A 19,304-nucleotide genomic window follows, 5' to 3' on the forward strand; every position below is an offset into this window, starting at 1 on the left:
AATATCAAAAGTTACCTAAGTTAAAGAAGTTTAAAAAGTTTAAGAAACTTAGCAAATACGGGGCTTGTAGAGCATTTAATTTTAAATAGATACACAAAAGAATGGCTAATTCATGCTGATTTTCAGTATCTCAGATTTTAATTTTTCGAACTTTTTAAACTTTGTACTTTTTTTAGGGGGGGGTGTGGGGGTCTTATTAATAAGCACAAAAAAGCCCCAATTAAGGGGCTTCGTCAATCAGCCGTGTTTAGCTCTTAAATAGTCATTGCTTGTTGTTGGTTCAGAACAAGCACTAATAGGAATATAAATATGCTTGTTTTTATCAGTTTTAGAAACTCGCCAACGATGACCTTTCATAAAGTTATTACCCTCATGCTCTTTCAAAATAGTGTGAACTTTTTTAAGACTTTCGCCCGTGTTCTTCCTCACTAGCTCGGCTAAATCTGTCTTACTGTTCACACCCTCTCTTAAAACATCTAAAACCGCATCAATGATAACTTCATTTTTCCTTAGCTTAATATCTACAAGGTTTTGCGCTTGAATTACAGCCGCTCTTTCGTTGTCGACTTCTTCCACTGAATCAAGCAAATCATAATAGCTTTGACCATCGGCAGTGCTATAACTGTAAGAAATCTTTTTAATTACATCACCGCGACTTTTAAAGTTTTCAAAGGTAACCGTCTTATTGAAAGCATCTTCGCTTGTTATATCTAACGTATATGCACAATCTATATCATCAACAATATCGCTCGTTCCTGAAAATACAACTTTGTTATCGTTGTCTCTGTGCTTGTTTGTGTGAGCAAGCATAATTACAGTGCCACCATTAGAAACAAAAGCACGGATAACTTTACCGAACTCGGTACCTATTTTTTTATCCATTACATCAGTAAACTTTTTGAGTGTATCTAAAATGATTACTGTACCGCTGGCGGTTCCTTGTGAAATGATAGTGTTAATCATTGGCAAAAAATCATTCGAATTAAACCCGTTATACGATGGCGCCAGCATATGAAAACCGTGTTTTTCAGCTAATCTTAACTTTTGAACTAAGCCTTTGTGATTATCATCAGCGTTAATATAAAAAACGCTCTTCGCTGTTACTTCTTCGCGTTTAATTGCATCAATTAAAAGCCATAATGTCATTAGGGTTTTGCCTGCGTTAGGCTTTGCGTAAAACGCTGTCGCTTGCCCTAAAATAGCCATTCTTCCAAGTACAAACTTATCATCTAACATTTTACTTTCCATCTCTTGTGAGCTGCCATTTAATGAAAATTGAGTAAGATCGAATAGTGGTTTATCACCCGTTAAATCTTCAAACGATGCCATAGTATTAACCTGATCATTTTGTGCCATATATTCCCGCTGGTTAGCTTGGTTAAGGCTAATACCCTGATTTGTTTGTAAGGTATTACCTAAGTCTTTTAATGCTGCTGCTCTGTCGTTCTGATATTCAAAAAATACGACTAAATCAAACGCATCACCAAAACAGCAAGTTCCGTCTGGTGATAGGCTGCCAATATCATGATCAATATCGCTACCATGATGAGATATCCATTTATTATCTTTTACAACCACTGCGGGTGATTTGCTTTGGCTTAAAGGACTTAACCAGCGTCCAGCTGTTTTTGTGTACCCATACATTGAAAAGCAAAGCTCAACGCTGTGTGATTGGTTAAAAGCATCAATAACAGAAACACCATTAGCAATAGACTTTGAGCGGCTTAATATAGCTTGCTGCTTTTTTGCATCAATTGCTTTTAGTTCTTCCTCCTTAACCAGTTGCTTTTGTGTTACTTCACTTGCCCAGCTGTCAGGTGAAAACCTGATATCTTCGAAAGTGCTAATTCGATAGCTATACACTTCACCCTTATTAGGCAAGTAACAAGGCTGTGCTGCTCTCTCTGTTGCTCTATCGGGCGTTATACCTAACTCACTTAGCTTATCGTTTAATATCGCCTGTAAATGCTCATATTCGGCACCAGTAACGGCAGTAGATAACAAAATAATACCGCGATACTTAGGCACTTTTAATGTATGGCTTCGGCTTGTATATGTATAAAATAAGCAATCGCCTACTATATTAAATAAGTGGTCGTTTAATTCATCAATGGTGATTTGAGTATCATCAATATCGCACCATAAGGCAGTGTATAAGCCGTTCTGTCTCTGCTCGGCATGAACTCGACTTTGTAAGTTTGAAAAGATAGCCCATTGCGCTTTGTCTTTATCAACTTGTTGCGGATTAGATAGCAAGTTTTCAATGTGTGTCACATCTATTTCAGGAAAACTAGCGTGATAACATAGCTTGCCAACCTTATCGGGGTTATTGGTGTAATGTTTACCAAATCCACTAATAAAAGTGTTAGTGCTTTGCATGATAAGCCCCCAGTATTTTTTGTTTTTCTTTGTCTATTAATTCAAAAAATTGAGCGATAATTTCAAGCGCTTGAGTGTCATCATAAAAGGCTTGGTTAAGTTCAATCTTTGCCCATTCAGCGCAAACAAATTGTTCAGAATTAATAGTGATAACGGCAACGCCATCAAATGCAGCGTTCAATATAGTTAAAGGGTTAGCAAGAATCTTTGTATTTACCCAAGCCGTGCTATCGTCATCAATACAAAAACCTACTTGGGGCTTACCCTTGATCGCTGTAATAAATTGCGTACTGTTAATTATGTTATTCATAATGTATTATTTCCTTGCGGCTGGTGGTTCCGTCTGCAAACTAAACCACCAGCTTTTGGTTATATATCAAAAAATATTTAAGCCGATTGAGTTAACCCTTAGTCGGTTTTTTATTTTCATAATTAGAACCATTGGCAGCATCTCCTATAAAATTAAATAACTTCTCTTGCTCCTCTTTATCCATATTTTGCAAATCAATCCAGTAACGACTAACGCGACTATGTTTAAGGCCGTGCAAATCAATAGCCACTTCTCTATGGCTTAGGATTTTAAAACCTTTCTCTTTTAGCTCATTAATACGAGGGGCTAAACTGCAAACGCCAAGCTTGTCGGCATCATATCTGTTAATTGAGCCGTGCTTGATAATGTATCTAGCTACTATCTTTACTTGGGCCTGAGTTGATAAGGTATGTTTTTTCATAGTTAAGCCCCCTTACCTGCTAATAAAGCCTGTACTTCATCAGCTGGCCACAATAAGCGGCCTGACGGGAGTTTGGTTGGTTTAATGCCGTAAAAGCTGCCAGTTTTGCATAGGCGGCTTCTAATGCTGTTAGGGTTATAACGAACAGCCTCGCCAAGTTGGTCTGTAGTTAAGTTTTGGGTGGTATATATTTTCATAGTGATGTACTCATATTGTTTTATGTTGTCATCACTCTAATTTGAAAGTGGTGTTAGCCGTGGTTAGACGACTATTTTTCATTTAACCGTCTACGGAAACGTTCATAGGTCATGTGCTCTTCTTTTGGTGATTTATCATCTCTATTTGCAAGTATTAAAAAAGACACTTTCCATGTTTTACTGTTAGCTAAGTTCGTAGTTGACTCTTGAACCTGATCATAAGTCTCTTTTTTTTCGTGAAGCATAGACACAAATTCATACCACAGCTCTTTTGGTTTCTCACCAGCAGTTTTTCTTTCCCTCAATTTTTCAAAAATTTCGCTTAATCCCTTCTTTCTTTCTTGGCTAGCTACTTTACGTTGCGATGAGCCATATTCACCATAAATACTCATTTTTTGTTCTAAAGCCCCAAGCTCATAAGTAGCGTTAAGCTTTTCATCTTCCGTACTGCTATTACTTAACGCGATTATTATGTTTTCCAAATAGCTAAGCTTAAGTTCAAGCATCGTTTCTGTTGTTGTTCTTTTTCCGAAATGGCTGAGTACAAACTCATTACCTGCATCAATCAAAGATAGCTTTCTATTAGCCTTCGGTTGTAAAAAGTACCCTTCCTCTTCTAATGACTGGCGTATTTTTATAGCTTTCTTCATTGCTCTTTCTGAAAATGCTATTGGTTTCGATATAAACTCGCCATTAGGGCAATATGAATCAAAAAATATTTGTGGTTTTTTTAAAAATCTTTGCCCAGTTTCCCCCAAGATACAAACATGACCATCGTCATAAAAAATAACGGTGCTTTTAGGTGGGGCATTTTGTAAACTCTCTTTAAATTTATCAAATAATCCTATTGCTTTAAGATGCTTAAAAGCCGCTTTCTTGCTTTTATTAAATTTATCACTGTCACTCATAATCGACCCTGAATAAGCTTTAAACGCTGTTCATTACTTTCTGGTATTTCAACACCAGCCTGTTCTAATATCCAAGCTTCTAACGTTGTGTGCCACTTCCTTAATAAATCGAGCGGCCTTTGTTTGTAATGCTTTTCAGCGGTGGCACTGGGTTTGTGTCCCATGATTTGAGCGACTACGCCCGTTGGAATCTCTACCCATTCAGATAGGTTTGAAAAGCTGCGTCTTAAACCGTGCAAGGTTAAGCCCTCAATACCAGCGGCTATTAGTGCGGGTTCAACGCTTTTTCTTGGGTCTGTTAATTTACCTGATACGCCTGAGGGAGTAGAGAAAACCCATTCATTTCTACGGGGTAGGTTAACAAGCAAACTAGCTACATAAGGCGTTAAAGGAATTACCCTATAACCTGAGTCTGAACCGCTGCTGGTGGCTTTATCGCGTATGGTCATACTATTCCATTGTAAATCTAATTCGGTCCATTTAAGGCCCACCAGCTCATTTCTTCGTGCACCCGTTAAAAGTAGTGTTTGCACAAACGCTGAAATAACAGGATTTTGTATTTGTCTTACATATTTAAAAAAGGCGGGTAACTGTTCTTTTTGCAAGCTATCGGTTCGAGCGCTTAGTTTAACGACTGTTTTTTTTACGTCTTTTGTTTTTAGCTTTGCTACATCAATTAAGCCTGAATATTTATCTTGCTCACTACACCAGTTTAAACAGGCAAACAATAAGCGGTAGGTTTGAGCGGCAACACCTGCGCGAGTCTCATTTTCTTTTTGTAACCATCGTTCGATTTTTTTCGATGTTAAATCTTTTAGCTTTGTTTCGATGAGTGGATATAAACAGCCAGCTTTAGTTAAGCGGCCCTTACCTCTTGCCCATGGTTGGTTAGGTTCTTGGATTGATTTTAGATGATCGTTGTAATGCTTTTCACCCCAGCGACTTTTGTTTGCGTCTATGTACTCAAGCCATACTTGTTTAAGCTTTATAGTGCCGCGCAATTCTTCTTGTTCTTCGGCAAGTTCTTTTGCTGCTTTTTCGCGTTTAAGCTTGGCTGGGCTAATATAGTCTTTAGCACTTGATTGAAACTCTCGAGCCTTTGCCCGTGCTTCATCAATATCAAACGCATCTACAGGACCAATTACAGCCCGTTTTGTTTTTCCGTTTATTGCAGCTCTAAAGGTATATGTTTTTTTACCTGATGAATAAGCCCTTATACCTAAACCCGTGCAACCGCTATCCCATAAAAAAGATTCTTTCTTACCCTCGGCACATTTAAAAGTGCGGACACGTTCAGCGGTAAAGTTTACTCGATTAGTGGTATTATTAGTTTTAGCCATTCGAAACCCCTTATGGTTCTTTGGTAGCCCTAATTATGTTGGCGCATAGTTGGGGCTTTTTATTGTCTGCGGATCTGTCACGGACGTCCCACGGACGCTCTACGGATCACTTTACGGACAATATACATCAATACGGACCAATATGCCAAAAAAGAGGGGAGGGGTTAAAGCCTTTGAAAATAAGGGGTTGGGAGTGTTTATCTATGCGCGTAAATGCTTTTATTCATCGACTCATAATCGTTAGGTCCCCAGTTCGAGTCTGGGAGGGGCCACCACTTTTACACGCTTTCAAAGTACATAAAAACTCATTTTCTTAGTTTATAAAATTCGCTTTTGTTATTTCTATCGTATTTTTCACCAGTGCACTGATTTCTGTATTAATTCTATTGAATACATTGTAATAAACACAGTTGAATCTACTATTAAAGTGTTATGGGGTTTTATTATAAAAATCTTTACTTTATGCCCTTTAATGTCTCTACTATTAATTGTGTGCAGTATATAAAATACTGCTTAGTTATTCTTAGGTGTTCTATGTTATTAAAACGAAAAGTATACCTCAGCCTTATTCTGGCTGTTACTGCTCCTTTAGCAATATCTACTCTCATCTTTTCCAATAGTATTCGCTCAAATACAGAAGAAAAACTAGCAAAAGTAGATTTACCGACTGCGCTTAGTGAAGTTAAAAGCCAAATAGAGCTGGAACTTTCTACACCTATTGTTGTAGGCAAAGAAATAGCGCAAAACTTATTTGTGCAGCAATAGATGAATAACAATGAAGATGCGCAAAGCCGAGGTAAATTTATTGATTACCTCAAACATATAAAAGATTAAATCAATTTCTCATGTATTGGATGTAATTAAAGGGATTTCCGAGCAAACTAATTTATTGGCGTTAAATGCGGCTATTGAGGCGGCGAGAGCGGGTGAGCAGGGCCGTGGCTTTGCGGTAGTTGCTGACGAAGTAAGAACGCTTGCGCAACGTACCGCGGAGTCTACAGAGCAAATTAATGAGATGATTGATTCGTTAAATGCTAAAGCTTCAAGCACGGTAACAGCGATTGAATTGGGCAGCAAAAACACCCTAGAAAATGCCGAGCGCTTAAAAGAAACCGGCCATACATTAAATGGTATTTCACAGGAAATTGTACTACTAAGCGAGTTAAACAACTCAGTGGCTACTGCAACGCGAGAGCAAACACTAGCAACCTCAGAAATTAGCCAAAATATTGTGATGATTTCCGATTCGGCAGAGCAAACCAAAGAAAATATGAAAAAGTCAGAGCAGCTTTGTAACGGTTTAAATAAAGAATCGAATATTTTAAGGGATTTACTGGGTAAGTTTACGCTTTAAACACGATTTAATTAAAAAATCAGTTGAGCGAGGAAATCATCATAGTTATAGCGCTCTCGCCTATAACTATGATGTTGTAATGGCGGTTAGTTTTTACGGTAAATCTCGTGATCCATTTCGTAAATATTTACGCTTAAACTGTCAGAGGCTCTGCAATACGTTTGCAAGCAGGCTAGTAATTGCTCACTTAGTAGTTGCTTTTGCTCAATGGAACGCCCAGCCATAATATGCACCGCAATATGAATAAACCCTTCTTTACCCACACCTAACTGATAATGCTGATAAGCAATAGCGCGAGTCTTTATTGTTTCTAAATCAAATAAGCCACTTTCAAACGTTGTTGTATGGATTTTTTCCACAAGAACTTGAGGTAGTAAAGGCAGATCTTCTGAGTGTTCAATAATAATGTGTGGCATTTAACGTATCCTCTTTAGATTGGTTTATTTAATTATACCAAACGGGTTTGTACACGCTAACCCCATAACGCTTAATTTTTAAAAATGTAGCTTGAACATATTTTTAGCAATAAACTCATTTAAGCAATTACAAGACCTGTAGCGTGTTTAATTTTAGATTTATTATGGCAAATATTTTTGGTTGATACGTTTTATGTCAATTTGTGGTGACTTATACGAAGTGCACACAAGCCAGTTGGTATTTGTAATTGCAATTTATGAAATAAGTAACGAAAACATCATGCGCGAATGTTATGACTCAGAGGCTGCGTGGGGCAGTGATAACGAATACTGTAGCGATATTACCCGTAACGACGAAGGTAACATTGTAAAAACTCTACAGCGTGAACATAACTTGGATGAGTTAACTGCGCGCGGTTACGATGTCGTTGCAACTTACAAATATGACATCGGCAGCTATGGCAACTTGTTATTTAAGCTTTATTACAATCACATCATTGAAAACTCGCAAACCTATAAAGGGTTAGATGGTAACAGTGTTACTTCACAGTATGCAGGTTATGGGCGCTCAAAAGATAAAGCCGCTATGTCGATTGTATGGAAAATGGATGATTTACTTATCCGCTGGCGTACAAATTACGTAGGCGCGTTTAAAGCAAGCCAAGAAGATGAGAAAGACTACCTTGAGTATGTTGCTGCAAACGATGAGCGCTGTGCTGCGGGCGGTGCCGATTGTATTGCAATCCCAGAGCCACTTGCGTATCAAGATTATGGCTCATTTTTAAAGCATAGTTTATCAGCGTCCTACACTCTGGCACTGACTGATAAAAGTGACTTACGTGTATTTGGCGGTATTAACAATGTATTTGACGACAAAGGGGCATTTTACCCAAGTGGTCGTGGTAACTTTTATAGTGGCTACGGCGGCGGTGCCGGTCGTTATGTTTATCTAGGTGCGCAATATAGCTTTTAATAACCTTTAGCTGTATTTGTTTGCAAAGGCACTCCCTCGGGCGTGCCTTTTTTATAGTGTATCTTGCTGCGAAATACCCTTTAAATCATTACAGCATTGAGTTGGTGGATAAAATTTGTTTTATCGCGGTGAAAGCGTTTAGTATAAGGCGTAACTTAATTTTTAATATGAACGAAGGACTTGCTATGAAGTATCTCAAAATGGGTGGTTTAATTGTATGCTTAGCAGGGCTTGCAGGGTGCTCTGATGATGTTGCTTCAGTAAGTCTTGGGCTATTTACCACTAAAGATGTGGTGGTTAATTCACAGCAAGACCCGCTAGTGACCGGTGTAACCTGTCATATTAGCCATATTGAGGCGAATCTAGATTTTTCAGACCCCTCAGATATGTCGATTGCCTGTCGTCAAACGGGGCCAATAACGCCAGACCAATTACAGTCTATCGACCGCAGTAAATCCGGTGAAGTCGTGTTTAAATCATCTAAGAGTATTTTGTTTAAGTCATTAAAAGTGCGCCGTATTTATGATGCTAAAACACATACATTATTATATTTATCATACTCAACGAAAGAGTCTACGGGCAGTCATCATCATGCGCTCTCTACGGTGCCTTTGTACAATACACAAGCATGGCAATGGGCGAAGGGGCAAGAGTAGTTTATGTTAACTCTATTTAAATCAAAGCCCTTATTGGCAGAACAAGAACAACAATGGCTGATTGATACCTTTATTTGGGCAGCAGAAAACTTTGATTTGGATTTTTTTACCAAGCACAGCCAAGTTATTTTACCAACGGTTGAGTTTTTTCCTGACTCGGTTTCAAGTATTGAGGAAATGGCCAGCAAAGTGTTTGCGCGTGTTAAGCAATACGCTGGTATGAATGAATGGCCAGTAACCTTGGTTGCACCGCAACAATTACAACCACAGGTGTTTCCACACTTTGAATTTAGTCAGCATTTACGTGGCGAAGAGTGTCATTTAATAGTACCAGCCAGTCATACTATTAATGTGTCGTTTAACCCTAATCAAATTAATCAACCGCAAGATTTAGTGGCGAGTTTTGCCGGTACGCTTGCCACCATATTAATTCATCACGTAGGGGTATTACCCCCAGGTGGTAAAGAGTATTTACCGCAAGCCACTGATGCTTTAGCGTGTTTTTTAGGCTTTGGGGTAATGATGAGCAATACCGTGTACCAGTTTAAAGGTGGCTGTGGCTCATGTTATAACCCGTATGCAAATCGCGAAGCGACGCTCAGTGAAACGCATACCGTATTTATGCATGCGTTAGTGAGCTACTTTAAGCAAGATAAACACTCCAAAAAACATTTAAAACCGCATTTACGAGGCCAATTTAAAAAAGCGCAAAAAGAAATAAAAGCCTTGATTAATCAATCGGCTAACCCATTATTACAGGCTATTTCGCCAGAGCAAGCCAGTTAAGTATGAACTATATCGATGAATTTTTATTAATTGCAGTGGCTCATTTTTTTGCGGTGGCAAGCCCTGGGCCCGACTTTGCGGTAGTCCTTAAACAAAGTGTACAACACGGCAGGCGCAATGCGTTATGGACAAGTGCCGGTGTTGGTGTGGCCATTTTATTACACATAGCCTATTGTGTATTGGGAGTTGCGCTGGTGTTAACTCAATCACCTGCGTTGTTTATGGCGCTTAAATATATAGCGGGCGCGTATTTAGCGTATTTAGGCGTGCAGGCACTGCGCGCCGCTAAACCTACAAATACCTCATCAGAACCGGCTGCAAAACCCAGCCTTGCAGCTGAGTCACCATGGCGCGCGTTTCGACGTGGCTTTTTTACCAATGCACTTAACCCTAAGGCTACGTTATTTTTTATGTCGTTGTTTACCTTAGTGATTAGCCCAACTACGCCGGTAATAATACAAATGGGATACGGCGTTTATATGGCGCTTGCTACCTGGGCTTGGTTTTCTATTTTGTCGCTATTGTTATCAAAAGCGCGTGTACGTGATTTTTTTCAGCAAAGTGGTTATTGGTTTGACCGCGGCATTGGCATTATTTTAATCGCACTGGCTGTGCGAGTTGTTATTTAAAGAAGGAATAGTATGGCGTTATATAATTTTTCGTTTGGCTCTAATATGTCATCTAATCGTTTATTGGCACGTTTACCTAATGCAAAACGTGTGGGTACGGCACTTTTAAAGGGCTATAAGTTAACCTTTAATATGGCCTTTTCAGATGGTTCAGGTAAATGCACTATTGTGCCCACCAATGAACCCGATGCTGTGGTATATGGGGTGGTGTATCAGCTTAATGAAGCCGAAAAAGAGATCTTAGATAAAATTGAAGGCCCTAATTACGACTGTGTTGATTTAACCGTGAGCCTTCTAGATGACGGTGACATTAATGTACACTGCTACATCGCAAACACACATGACGACACACTGCTACCTTATGATTGGTACGTGCAGCATGTATACCGCGGCGCACTTGAGGCGGGCGTACCCGAACACTACAGTCAACGGATTTTAGCTTACCCAAGTAAGCAAGATACTAATAAAGCGCGCGCCGAAATAGAATTTGCGGTTCATCAAGACTAAACAAAAATAATAACCTAAGGTAACACTATGAAACTAAAAAAATTAGCCACAGCCGCATTATTGGCTGGCTGGGCATTTACGAGCTCTGCAGCGGTTGATACCGATAAAATTTCAGAGGTGATCAACGCCTCAATGACACGTTTTGATGTACCCGGAATGGCCGTTGCCATTGTTGAAAATGACAAAGTCGTATTCGCTAAAGGCTTTGGTGTTGCCAACCTTGATACGAATAGCAAGGTGAATAAAGACACTTTATTTGGCATTGCTTCAAATACCAAGGCATTTACCAGTGCAGCATTGGCTAAGCTGGTGGATGAAGGTAAGTTAAGCTGGGATGACCGCGTAATTGACCATATTCCTGAGTTTAGATTGTACGACTCTTACGTTACTCGTGAAATGCGCATACGCGATCTACTTAGTCATCGTAGCGGTTTAGGGCTTGGTCAAGGCGATTTAATGATTTGGCCAAGTACCGATAAATCGGTAGCCGATATTTTATCTGGGCTGAAATATTTAAAACCCGCGAGCAGTTTTCGTAGCCAATATGCTTATAACAACCTAATGTTTGTTACCGCTGGTGAAGTTGTTGCGCGTATATCGGGGATGAGCTGGAACGACTACATTGAAAAAAATATTCTACAGCCACTTAACATGACTAACTCGCGCGCTGGCTTTTCGCGTATCGCAAAAAATAACAAAAACTGGGCGATTGGACACATCCCAATGGATGGCAAATTGCATCCTTTTTTTGTTAATTACCTTGAAGACTTTCGAGGGGCAGGCGCCATTGCATCAAGCGTAAATGATATGAGCCAATGGCTACGTACTCAACTTGCTGGTGGCAAAATGCCTAATGGCGAGCAGTTATTTAGTGAAAAGCAGCAAGCACAAATGTGGCATCCACATATTACGTCAATGGCATCTAAAAGTGCCTATAAAGCGTATCATCAACAATTTAGAGGTTACGGATTAGGTTGGAGTATAGAAGATTACCACGGCGTTAAAAAGCTGGCACATGGTGGCGGCATTTTAGGTATGGTATCGCAGGTGACTTTACTACCAGAAAAAAACGTGGGGATTGTGATATTAAGCAACCAACAAGCATTTTCTGCATTATCGGCAGTGACTCATGAAGTACTTGAAGATGTACTCGAGCTTGAAGATAAAGATTGGGTTGAAGAGTTAGCTAAGAAGCATTTTGCAGGTAAAGAAAAAGCCTATGCTAGCGCCGCACCAAAAGCGCCAACAGATATTCAACCGCAATTGCCTAATATAAACTACACCGGTACATTACATGATGATTGGTATGGCGATGTAATTGTTGAAGAACTAGATGGTAAATTACGCATTGATTTTACCCATACAAAACGCCTTAAAGGTGAGCTGAAGCATTACACAGGTAATACTTTTATTGTTAAATGGGATGAAAAGCTATTAGAGGCAGATGCCTTTATTCGCTTTTCTATGAGCGCCGATAACCGCGTAGAATCAGCGAAAATGAATGCAGTTTCAACGCAGGTAACCGATTTTAGCTTTGATTTTAGAAATCTCGATTTAAAAGCTAAATAACCATAACTTTGGTTAAATAGTCGTTTAGTATCAACCAAAGTCGCAAAGCCACCACAAGGTGGCTTTGTTATACTCGTTAAGCAACTTATATTTGGAGTTAGCTATGCGCACTGCGATTATTTCTCATCCTCACTGTCGTAAACATAAAATGATTGACGATCATCCAGAATGCCCAGAGCGTTTAGATGCGATTAATGACCGTTTACTTGCTAGTGGACTGGATGTGGCTATAGAGCAAAAACAAGCCCCTAAAGCACTGCGCGAACATTATTTATTGGCGCACAGTGAGCAGCATATTAAGCATGTAGAAGACATGATCCCAAACGAAGGGCTCAGCGATCTTGATGGAGATACGTGGTTATGCCCCGACTCTTTAAAGGCCATTGAGCGTGCAGTCGGAGCAGGGTTACTCGCTGTTGATGAGATTTTAGAGGGTAAGTTAGACGCTGCGTTTTGTTCAGTACGCCCGCCAGGGCATCACGCTAACCGAGATAGCTCTTCTGGTTTTTGTGTGTTTAATAACCTTGCGATTGCAGTTAAATATGCACAAAGCAAAGGGGTAAAACGCATTGCCATTGTTGATTTTGACGTACACCATGGCAATGGGACTCAAGATATTTTTATGGATGATGAAAATGTGTTGCTGTGCTCGTTATTTCAATATCCATTTTATCCTAATACCGCCATTAAAAATAATGCCACACTGGTAAATTCACCTTTACCGATAGCTAGTGATGGTGCTGATTTAAAATCACTTTATGAGCAACAATGGCTACCAAAATTAACAGAGTTTAAGCCCGAACTACTTTTTATAAGCGCGGGATTTGACGCACATTTAGAAGATGACATGGCCAGTCTTAAGTTTGTTGAAAGTGATTATATATGGCTTACTGAGCAGTTAGCGCAATTTAGCCAACAGCATCATTGTTTAGGAATTATTTCTTATTTAGAGGGAGGATACTCACTGTCGGCACTCGGGCGCAGCGCGATTGCACACGTTAAAGCGCTAGTTGATTTCGGCGAGTAACCTGAATGCCTGATCTGGAGTTAGCTGCTCTATTTTACTTAAGCAGCATTGCCCTTCTTTTGCTAAATATTCTTTTACTAGCTCTGCTAATTGGCTTGCACTGAGCGCCGTGAGCGAATGGCCGCTTAAGCTTTGATAGCCATTAACCTTATCTAAAATAATAACTTTTTGCTGCTCACTTGCTTCCATAGTGTAAATAAAGTCGTGTAAATCATTGGCGTGCTCCATTAGCTCAATTTCATCATTATAAATAATAATTTGTGGGTAACTGATGCTCATCTATTGTCCTAAATCAAATTGTTTTTTACTGAATAATTTATAGTCATTAATTGGTTTAATTTTGGAAGTAGAAGCAATGCCTCACACTAGCCGCTATCAAAAAGTATGCGATGTTTTTACCAATAAGGTGATCGCCTGCGCTAAGGATACCCCTTTAATTGAAGCGGTGAAACTAATGCGAGCGCATAATGTTAGCGCTATTTTTGTAAAACAACAGCAACAAATAATAGGCGTATGGACTGAAACCGATTGTTTAACACTTAACTTTTCTAATCGCTCACTTAGGCAGTTAGTGATTGAAAGCGTTATGTCGAGCCCTGTATTAAGTGTGCCCAGTCAACAATTATTAACCGAGACGGCCATGGTGTTTAATAAGCAGGGTGTAAGGCATTTGTTAGTAACCGATACAAATGACATTCCCAGCGGCGTGATCAGCATTACAGATATTGTAAACAATCAAGGGCTAGAGCATTACTTACAATTTAGACCTATTAATGATCAATATAATAAAAACATACGGATAGTACCGAGTTCATTGGCAATCAATGACGCGGTGGGCATGATGCGTGAATACGCAGAGAAAGTGATTTTGGTGTTTAATGAGGATGAAAATGTTCATGGCATTATTACTCAGCGCGACTTACTAAAGCTCATCACCGAGCAGCATAATCATCTTGTTTGTTGGGATTTAGCCAGTCGCCCCCTTTATCAGATAAGCCCCCAAGACAGCCTTTTTGATGCTTACAGGTTGATGTCGGAAAGTAATATTCGGCATTTAGTGGTTAGCGAAAACGATCAAATTAATGGCGTGTTGTCGCTTGAAAACTTAATTAATGAAATTGAAACGGCTTATTGTTGTGAGCTTGAAAAAGTACTTCAGCAGCGTGATATTGCATTGCAGCACTCACAGCGTAATTTATTTTTAGCCAATAAAATTATCGACTCCTCTCTAGATGGCATCATGATCACCGACTCGAATGGAGTGATTATGCAAGTAAACCCTGCATTTACCCATTTAACCGGTTACAAAGAATATGAGGTGATTGGTAAGCGACCCAATATGTTGAGTTCAGGGCGTCATGATAAAAACTTTTATATAAAAATGTGGGATTCGCTTGCCAAAACAGGGGTATGGCAGGGGGAAATTCATAATCGTAAAAAATCTGGCGATATTTATATTGAGTGGCTCAGTATTATAGAAATAAAAGAGCCAAGTTATAGTGATGTGATTTACGCCGCTATTTTTAGTGACATAACTGAGCGAAAAAGCGCAGAAGAAAAAGTGGTGCAGTTAGCGTATTTTGATGAGCTAACTGGCTTACCTAACCGGCGTTTATTTAATGATAGACTTTCTATGGCACTCGCCTCAGCGCACAGAGATAAACAGATGCTAGCGGTAATGTTTATTGACCTTGACCGTTTTAAAGAGGTGAATGACAGCTTAGGTCACAATGCCGGTGACATGCTATTAAAATTAGTATCAGAGCGCATCATCAATAGCTTAAATGAGGGTGATACGCTGGCGCGATTAGGGGGAGATGAGTTTGTTGTATTATGCGAAATAAATAATGTAGAAGGTGCTATCACCCTTGCTGAGAGTATTTTAAATCACTTAAATACACCGTTTAAGCTTGAAGGCTTTGAGGTTGGTGTTACTGCGTCCATAGGGGCGGCTGTTTACCCTGATGATGGCTTAGACAGTGAAACATTATTAAAGCATGCTGATATTGCCATGTATCGCTCAAAAGATGTCGGTCGCAATTCGTTTCAGTTGTTTCAACCGTCAATGAATGCCCGATCTTTAGAGCGTTTAGCGATGATGAGCCGCTTTCAGCATGCACTCGAAAATGATGAGTTTGAGCTTTATTTTCAGCCTAAAAAATGTTTAAAAACAGGGTTGATTATGGGAGCTGAAGCACTGCTGCGTTGGCATGACCCTGATTTAGGTACTATTTCGCCAGCGCAGTTTATTCCGCTTGCTGAAGAGCTAGGTTTAGTGGTGCGTTTAGATTTATGGGTTATAAACCAAGCAGGTAAAGAGTTAACCCTTTGGCAAGCGCAGGGGATTGATGCCGGACGTTTAGCGATTAATGTATCTGCGTGTCATTTAAGCCAAGGTAAGTTGGCTGATAATATTAAAGCGATGCTTACTCGTTACCAATTACCTGGCAGCTTACTTGAAATTGAGCTGACCGAAAGCAGCTTTATTAGCTCGTTTTCACAGGCAAAAGAGCAACTACAGCAGCTCAAAGCGCTGGGCGTGCATATTGCGCTGGATGATTTTGGTACGGGGTATTCTGCACTCAGTTATTTAACCAAATTACCGTTTAACACATTAAAAATTGATGCGAGCTTTATTGCTAAGATTCCTGATGAGTATGGCAATAGCCAAATTGTGGCGGCCATTATAGCCATGGCGACAAGTTTAGGATTGAATGTGGTTGCTGAGGGCGTTGAGCATGCCTCGCAAGAGGCACACTTAGTCGAAATAGGCTGCAATGTTATTCAGGGCTATTATTATTGCCATCCATTAACGCAGCAGCAGTGGATAGCATTTTATAACCAAGCAGCAAAAGGTTATTCTGAGTCTACACTCACTTCATAAGAGGTGAACTTACGAATATTAATAACGCCGCTATCAAAAATTAAATATTGGCCTTTAATGCCTTGCAATATGCCAGAAACAACGGGGTCTTTATCAAAGTTAAATGAGCTTATTTTATTTGGGTATTCACTAACAGGGTAATCAAGCTCAACCACCGCTTCATCGAGTTGGGTAATGGCTGTCGCACCAAATAATTCGCTAAGTTCCGTTAATTTATCAGCAATTTGTGGTACCAGTTCAGCGGCGGCGGCTTTTAAATCAAGCACGTCATTTTGCCCTTTTAACATATTGCGCCAATTGGTTTTATCAGCAATAAACTGCGCGAGCGCCACTTCCACTAAGCCCGACTGTAAACGAGTTTGTACTTTAAAAATAGGTAATGCTTGGGTTGCCCCTTGGTCAATCCAACGGGTAGGTATTTGGGTGTAGCGAGTAATGCCTACTTTTAACCCTGATGTATTAGCTAGATACACATAATGCGGGATCATGCAGTTTTCTTCACCCCACTGTGGCTCGCGACAGGTGCCTTGATCGTAATGGCAGGTTTCAGGTTTCATGATACACATGTCGCAACTTGCAAGCTTGCGCATACATACAAAGCAATGCCCTTGAGAATAGCTTTTTTTTGTTTTTTTACCACAGTTAGAACACAAAATTGTGCCACTAAAAGTGAGAGTCAATTGTTTACCTATTAAAGCATTTAAATCAACCAGTTCATCACCTACAGGTAAATGATATTGAACGGGTTCTGTTAAGCTCGACTTTAATTTGCGCAGTGTACCTTGCATCTTTACTTGGCCCCAAAGATGTTAAAAAGGGGAGTTTAACATTTTTAGGCGGTATTGGCTGTTCAAGAAGTCTAAATAATTATCATAAGAGAGTGCTTTTGCGTACAAATAGCCTTGGGTACGGGTCAGCTTTCATAGTGTTGAGCAGCTGGTGAACTTCTTGAGTTTCTACTCCCTCAATCGTGATAGTAAGGCCCAAGTTATGCGCCATATCTATGGCTATTTGCACAATGACCTGATGAGCCCGGTTATCGGTTAAATCAAACACAAACGACTTATCTACTTTAAGTTCACTAAAGTGATAGTTAACTAAGTAGCTAAGTGATGAATAACCAGTACCAAAGTCGTCTAACATCACCTTAACGCCCAGTGTGGCGAGTTCACCAACTAAGGTGACCAACGCATCTTGATTTTCGACAAACGCCGATTCAGTCAGCTCAAACTTCAATAAATGAGGGACAACCTGATACTTTTATTGAGCCGATATATGGTGAGATGATTTACCATCGGGTTATCAAAGTGGGTAACCACATCTTCTTGTTGGCTGCTTTTATTTTCTAAATCGAGGCGTAACCAATAATTTTGCTGTTCAAAGCTCCAAGGTATATCGTTAAATTTTTGCTGTGTAAATAGCGCCTGCTTGGTCATTACTTCTGCAAAACTTTGTGTTTTGCTTTTGCTATGTAATACGCATGATCGAGGTAAACAGAGGTTATTTTATCTATGGTATAGCGCGATGGCATGATAGCGTAAAGTTTTAAATTCCAATATTAATCTATGTCCAGATTACTTTTTTATAGTGTAGCAGTAAAAAGCGCAGATAATCTGCGCTTTTATAAAATTTACTCGTTAGTTATCAATCGTTATGATTGTTCACGAGCAATTGCGCGATAAGCAATGTCAGTACGGTACTCCATGCCATCCCAGTTGATTTCATCAACCAGTTTATAGGCACGCTGCTGCGCTTGTGTAACTGTATTACCCAGTGCAGTAGCACACAGTACACGACCACCGGCAGTCACTACGTTATCACCGTCTTGCTTAGTCCCTGCATGGAAGACTTTTTCGCCTTCAGGGTAAGTTACTTTCAAGCCACTAATAGCATCGCCTTTCGGGTAGTTATCAGGGTAGCCTTTAGCGGCTAAAACAACACCTACTGCAGCACGTGAATCAAACTCAATGGTGGTTTTATCAAGCTCTACACGGTTAGCAGCTTCAATTAATTCAACTAAGTCTGATTGTAAGCGTAGCATCATAGGTTGTGTTTCAGGATCGCCAAAACGACAGTTATATTCAATAACCTTTGGTGTACCTGTCTCATCTATCATCAAGCCTGCATACAAAAAGCCAGTGTACGGATGGCCTTCGCTAGCCATACCTTCTACCGTTGGGTAGATCACTTCGTTCATAATGCGCTGATGAATTTCATCGGTTACTACAGGCGCTGGTGAGTATGCACCCATACCACCGGTGTTAGGACCTTGATCGCCATTGTAAGCGCGTTTATGGTCTTGGCTGGTTGCAAACGGCAGTACGTTTTTACCATCAACCATGACAATAAACGACGCTTCTTCACCTTCTAAAAACTCTTCAATGACTACACGACTACCGGCGTCACCAAAGGCATTACCCGCAAGCATATCGCGAATAGCCTCTTCAGCATCGCGTTCGGTCATGGCAACAATAACGCCTTTACCAGCCGCTAGACCATCGGCTTTAATAACAATCGGTGCGCCTTTCTCTTTTAAGTAGGCAAGCGCAGGGTCGATTTGTTCAAACGTTTGGTAATCAGCGGTTGGGATAGCATGACGTGCTAAAAAGTCTTTAGTGAACGATTTAGACCCTTCAAGCTGGGCTGCACCGGCGGTTGGGCCAAAAATAGCTAAGCCGTGTTCACGGAACTTATCAACAACACCTAATACTAGTGGCACTTCAGGGCCAACAATGGTTAGCTCAACATTATTTTGTTGGGCAAAGCTAAGTAGCCCATCAAGGTCTTCAACGTTAATTGCTACGTTCTCAAGTTTTGGCTCAAGAGCTGTGCCCGCATTACCTGGAGCAACATAAACAGTGTTTACTTTTGTATTTTGAGCGGCTTTGAACGCAAGTGCGTGTTCGCGGCCGCCGCTGCCAATGACTAATACATTCATGGCGAATATC

The 19,304-nt window shown here is 40.1% G+C and carries 20 protein-coding genes and 2 pseudogenes; 10 read left to right on the forward strand and 12 right to left on the reverse strand.

Annotated elements, in window-relative coordinates; translation table 11 throughout:
- Window positions 1–237: 237 nt before the first annotated feature.
- The 6 genes from MTN97_RS09180 to MTN97_RS09205 all read right to left on the reverse strand — a co-directional run bounded on the left by MTN97_RS09180 (window position 238) and on the right by MTN97_RS09205 (window position 5,555).
- Window positions 238–2,379, reverse strand: coding sequence for a helicase RepA family protein (locus MTN97_RS09180; protein WP_248474230.1), 2,142 nt, complete (start codon window positions 2,377–2,379; stop codon window positions 238–240).
- Window positions 2,366–2,689 carry a hypothetical protein gene (locus MTN97_RS09185; RefSeq protein ID WP_248474232.1) on the reverse strand — a complete coding sequence of 108 codons (324 nt, stop codon included), beginning with the start codon at window positions 2,687–2,689 and terminating at the stop codon, window positions 2,366–2,368. The genes MTN97_RS09180 and MTN97_RS09185 overlap by 14 nt, the downstream gene beginning before the upstream one ends.
- A gap of 91 nt (window positions 2,690–2,780) precedes the next feature.
- On the reverse strand, window positions 2,781–3,110 hold the full coding sequence (locus MTN97_RS09190) for a helix-turn-helix domain-containing protein (RefSeq protein ID WP_248474233.1): 330 nt from the start codon (window positions 3,108–3,110) through the stop codon (window positions 2,781–2,783).
- A 2-nt stretch (window positions 3,111–3,112) separates the two neighbouring features.
- The gene (locus MTN97_RS09195) at window positions 3,113–3,307 is read right to left on the reverse strand and encodes a helix-turn-helix transcriptional regulator (protein WP_248474235.1); all 195 of its coding nucleotides are present in this window, start codon (window positions 3,305–3,307) and stop codon (window positions 3,113–3,115) included.
- A 71-nt stretch (window positions 3,308–3,378) separates the two neighbouring features.
- Window positions 3,379–4,215, reverse strand: coding sequence for a hypothetical protein (locus MTN97_RS09200; protein ID WP_248474236.1), 837 nt, complete (start codon window positions 4,213–4,215; stop codon window positions 3,379–3,381).
- Complete coding sequence (locus MTN97_RS09205; RefSeq protein ID WP_248474238.1) at window positions 4,212–5,555, reverse strand: integrase family protein; 1,344 nt, start codon at window positions 5,553–5,555, stop codon at window positions 4,212–4,214. The genes MTN97_RS09200 and MTN97_RS09205 overlap by 4 nt, the downstream gene beginning before the upstream one ends.
- 534 nt (window positions 5,556–6,089) lie before the next feature.
- Here MTN97_RS09205 and MTN97_RS09210 point away from each other — a divergent pair.
- Both MTN97_RS09210 and MTN97_RS09215 read left to right on the forward strand, forming a co-directional pair.
- Entirely contained in the window at window positions 6,090–6,320 is a 231-nt protein-coding gene (locus MTN97_RS09210; protein ID WP_248474239.1) for a hypothetical protein, read from the forward strand.
- A 73-nt stretch (window positions 6,321–6,393) separates the two neighbouring features.
- Window positions 6,394–6,909 (forward strand): annotated as a pseudogene (locus MTN97_RS09215) (methyl-accepting chemotaxis protein); the annotation flags it as partial.
- An 86-nt stretch (window positions 6,910–6,995) separates the two neighbouring features.
- On the opposite strand, the gene MTN97_RS09220 reads toward MTN97_RS09215, so the two are convergent.
- Window positions 6,996–7,325: a 5-carboxymethyl-2-hydroxymuconate Delta-isomerase gene (locus MTN97_RS09220; protein WP_013465979.1), complete on the reverse strand. Its 330-nt coding sequence runs from the start codon at window positions 7,323–7,325 to the stop codon at window positions 6,996–6,998.
- 193 nt (window positions 7,326–7,518) lie between these two features.
- On the opposite strand from MTN97_RS09220, the gene MTN97_RS09225 reads away from it, so the two are divergent.
- The 7 genes from MTN97_RS09225 to MTN97_RS09255 all read left to right on the forward strand — a co-directional run bounded on the left by MTN97_RS09225 (window position 7,519) and on the right by MTN97_RS09255 (window position 13,472).
- Window positions 7,519–8,298 (forward strand): hypothetical protein, encoded by a 780-nt coding sequence (locus MTN97_RS09225; protein ID WP_248474242.1) that lies wholly within the window; start codon window positions 7,519–7,521, stop codon window positions 8,296–8,298.
- A 185-nt stretch (window positions 8,299–8,483) separates the two neighbouring features.
- A complete protein-coding gene (locus MTN97_RS09230; protein ID WP_013465976.1) occupies window positions 8,484–8,954 on the forward strand; it encodes a CreA family protein in 471 nt (156 codons plus the stop codon).
- Window positions 8,955–8,957: 3 nt separating this feature from the next.
- The gene (locus MTN97_RS09235; protein WP_036980265.1) at window positions 8,958–9,740 is read left to right on the forward strand and encodes a hypothetical protein; all 783 of its coding nucleotides are present in this window, start codon (window positions 8,958–8,960) and stop codon (window positions 9,738–9,740) included.
- Window positions 9,741–9,742: 2 nt separating this feature from the next.
- Window positions 9,743–10,369 (forward strand): LysE family translocator, encoded by a 627-nt coding sequence (locus MTN97_RS09240; protein ID WP_214553155.1) that lies wholly within the window; start codon window positions 9,743–9,745, stop codon window positions 10,367–10,369.
- Between the two features lie 12 nt (window positions 10,370–10,381).
- Window positions 10,382–10,876, forward strand: coding sequence for a gamma-glutamylcyclotransferase family protein (locus tag MTN97_RS09245; protein WP_036980263.1), 495 nt, complete (start codon window positions 10,382–10,384; stop codon window positions 10,874–10,876).
- 27 nt (window positions 10,877–10,903) lie between these two features.
- Entirely contained in the window at window positions 10,904–12,445 is a 1,542-nt protein-coding gene (locus tag MTN97_RS09250; RefSeq protein WP_248474244.1) for a serine hydrolase, read from the forward strand.
- Between the two features lie 103 nt (window positions 12,446–12,548).
- Window positions 12,549–13,472: a histone deacetylase family protein gene (locus tag MTN97_RS09255; RefSeq protein ID WP_248474246.1), complete on the forward strand. Its 924-nt coding sequence runs from the start codon at window positions 12,549–12,551 to the stop codon at window positions 13,470–13,472.
- On the opposite strand, the gene MTN97_RS09260 is transcribed toward MTN97_RS09255, so the two are convergent.
- On the reverse strand, window positions 13,452–13,751 hold the full coding sequence (locus MTN97_RS09260; RefSeq protein WP_248474248.1) for a DUF4144 domain-containing protein: 300 nt from the start codon (window positions 13,749–13,751) through the stop codon (window positions 13,452–13,454). The genes MTN97_RS09255 and MTN97_RS09260 overlap by 21 nt on opposite strands.
- Before the next feature lie 76 nt (window positions 13,752–13,827).
- On the opposite strand from MTN97_RS09260, the gene MTN97_RS09265 reads away from it, so the two are divergent.
- Window positions 13,828–16,356: an EAL domain-containing protein gene (locus MTN97_RS09265; protein ID WP_248474249.1), complete on the forward strand. Its 2,529-nt coding sequence runs from the start codon at window positions 13,828–13,830 to the stop codon at window positions 16,354–16,356.
- Here MTN97_RS09265 and MTN97_RS09270 read toward each other — a convergent pair.
- From MTN97_RS09270 to purD, 4 genes and pseudogenes are all read right to left on the reverse strand, one after another.
- Complete coding sequence (locus tag MTN97_RS09270) at window positions 16,329–17,144, reverse strand: DUF2797 domain-containing protein (RefSeq protein ID WP_248474251.1); 816 nt, start codon at window positions 17,142–17,144, stop codon at window positions 16,329–16,331. The genes MTN97_RS09265 and MTN97_RS09270 overlap by 28 nt on opposite strands.
- Window positions 17,145–17,165: 21 nt before the next feature.
- A pseudogene (locus MTN97_RS09275) lies at window positions 17,166–17,616 on the reverse strand (EAL domain-containing protein); the annotation flags it as partial.
- A complete protein-coding gene (locus MTN97_RS09280) occupies window positions 17,589–17,792 on the reverse strand; it encodes a 7TM-DISM domain-containing protein (RefSeq protein ID WP_248474252.1) in 204 nt (67 codons plus the stop codon). The gene MTN97_RS09280 and the pseudogene MTN97_RS09275, both read right to left, overlap by 28 nt.
- 215 nt (window positions 17,793–18,007) lie before the next feature.
- Window positions 18,008–19,294, reverse strand: coding sequence for a phosphoribosylamine--glycine ligase (purD, locus tag MTN97_RS09285; RefSeq protein WP_036980257.1), 1,287 nt, complete (start codon window positions 19,292–19,294; stop codon window positions 18,008–18,010).
- Window positions 19,295–19,304 lie beyond the last annotated feature (10 nt).

The organism is Pseudoalteromonas sp. 2CM36K (assembly GCF_023161865.1).
Classification (GTDB): domain Bacteria; phylum Pseudomonadota; class Gammaproteobacteria; order Enterobacterales; family Alteromonadaceae; genus Pseudoalteromonas; species Pseudoalteromonas tetraodonis.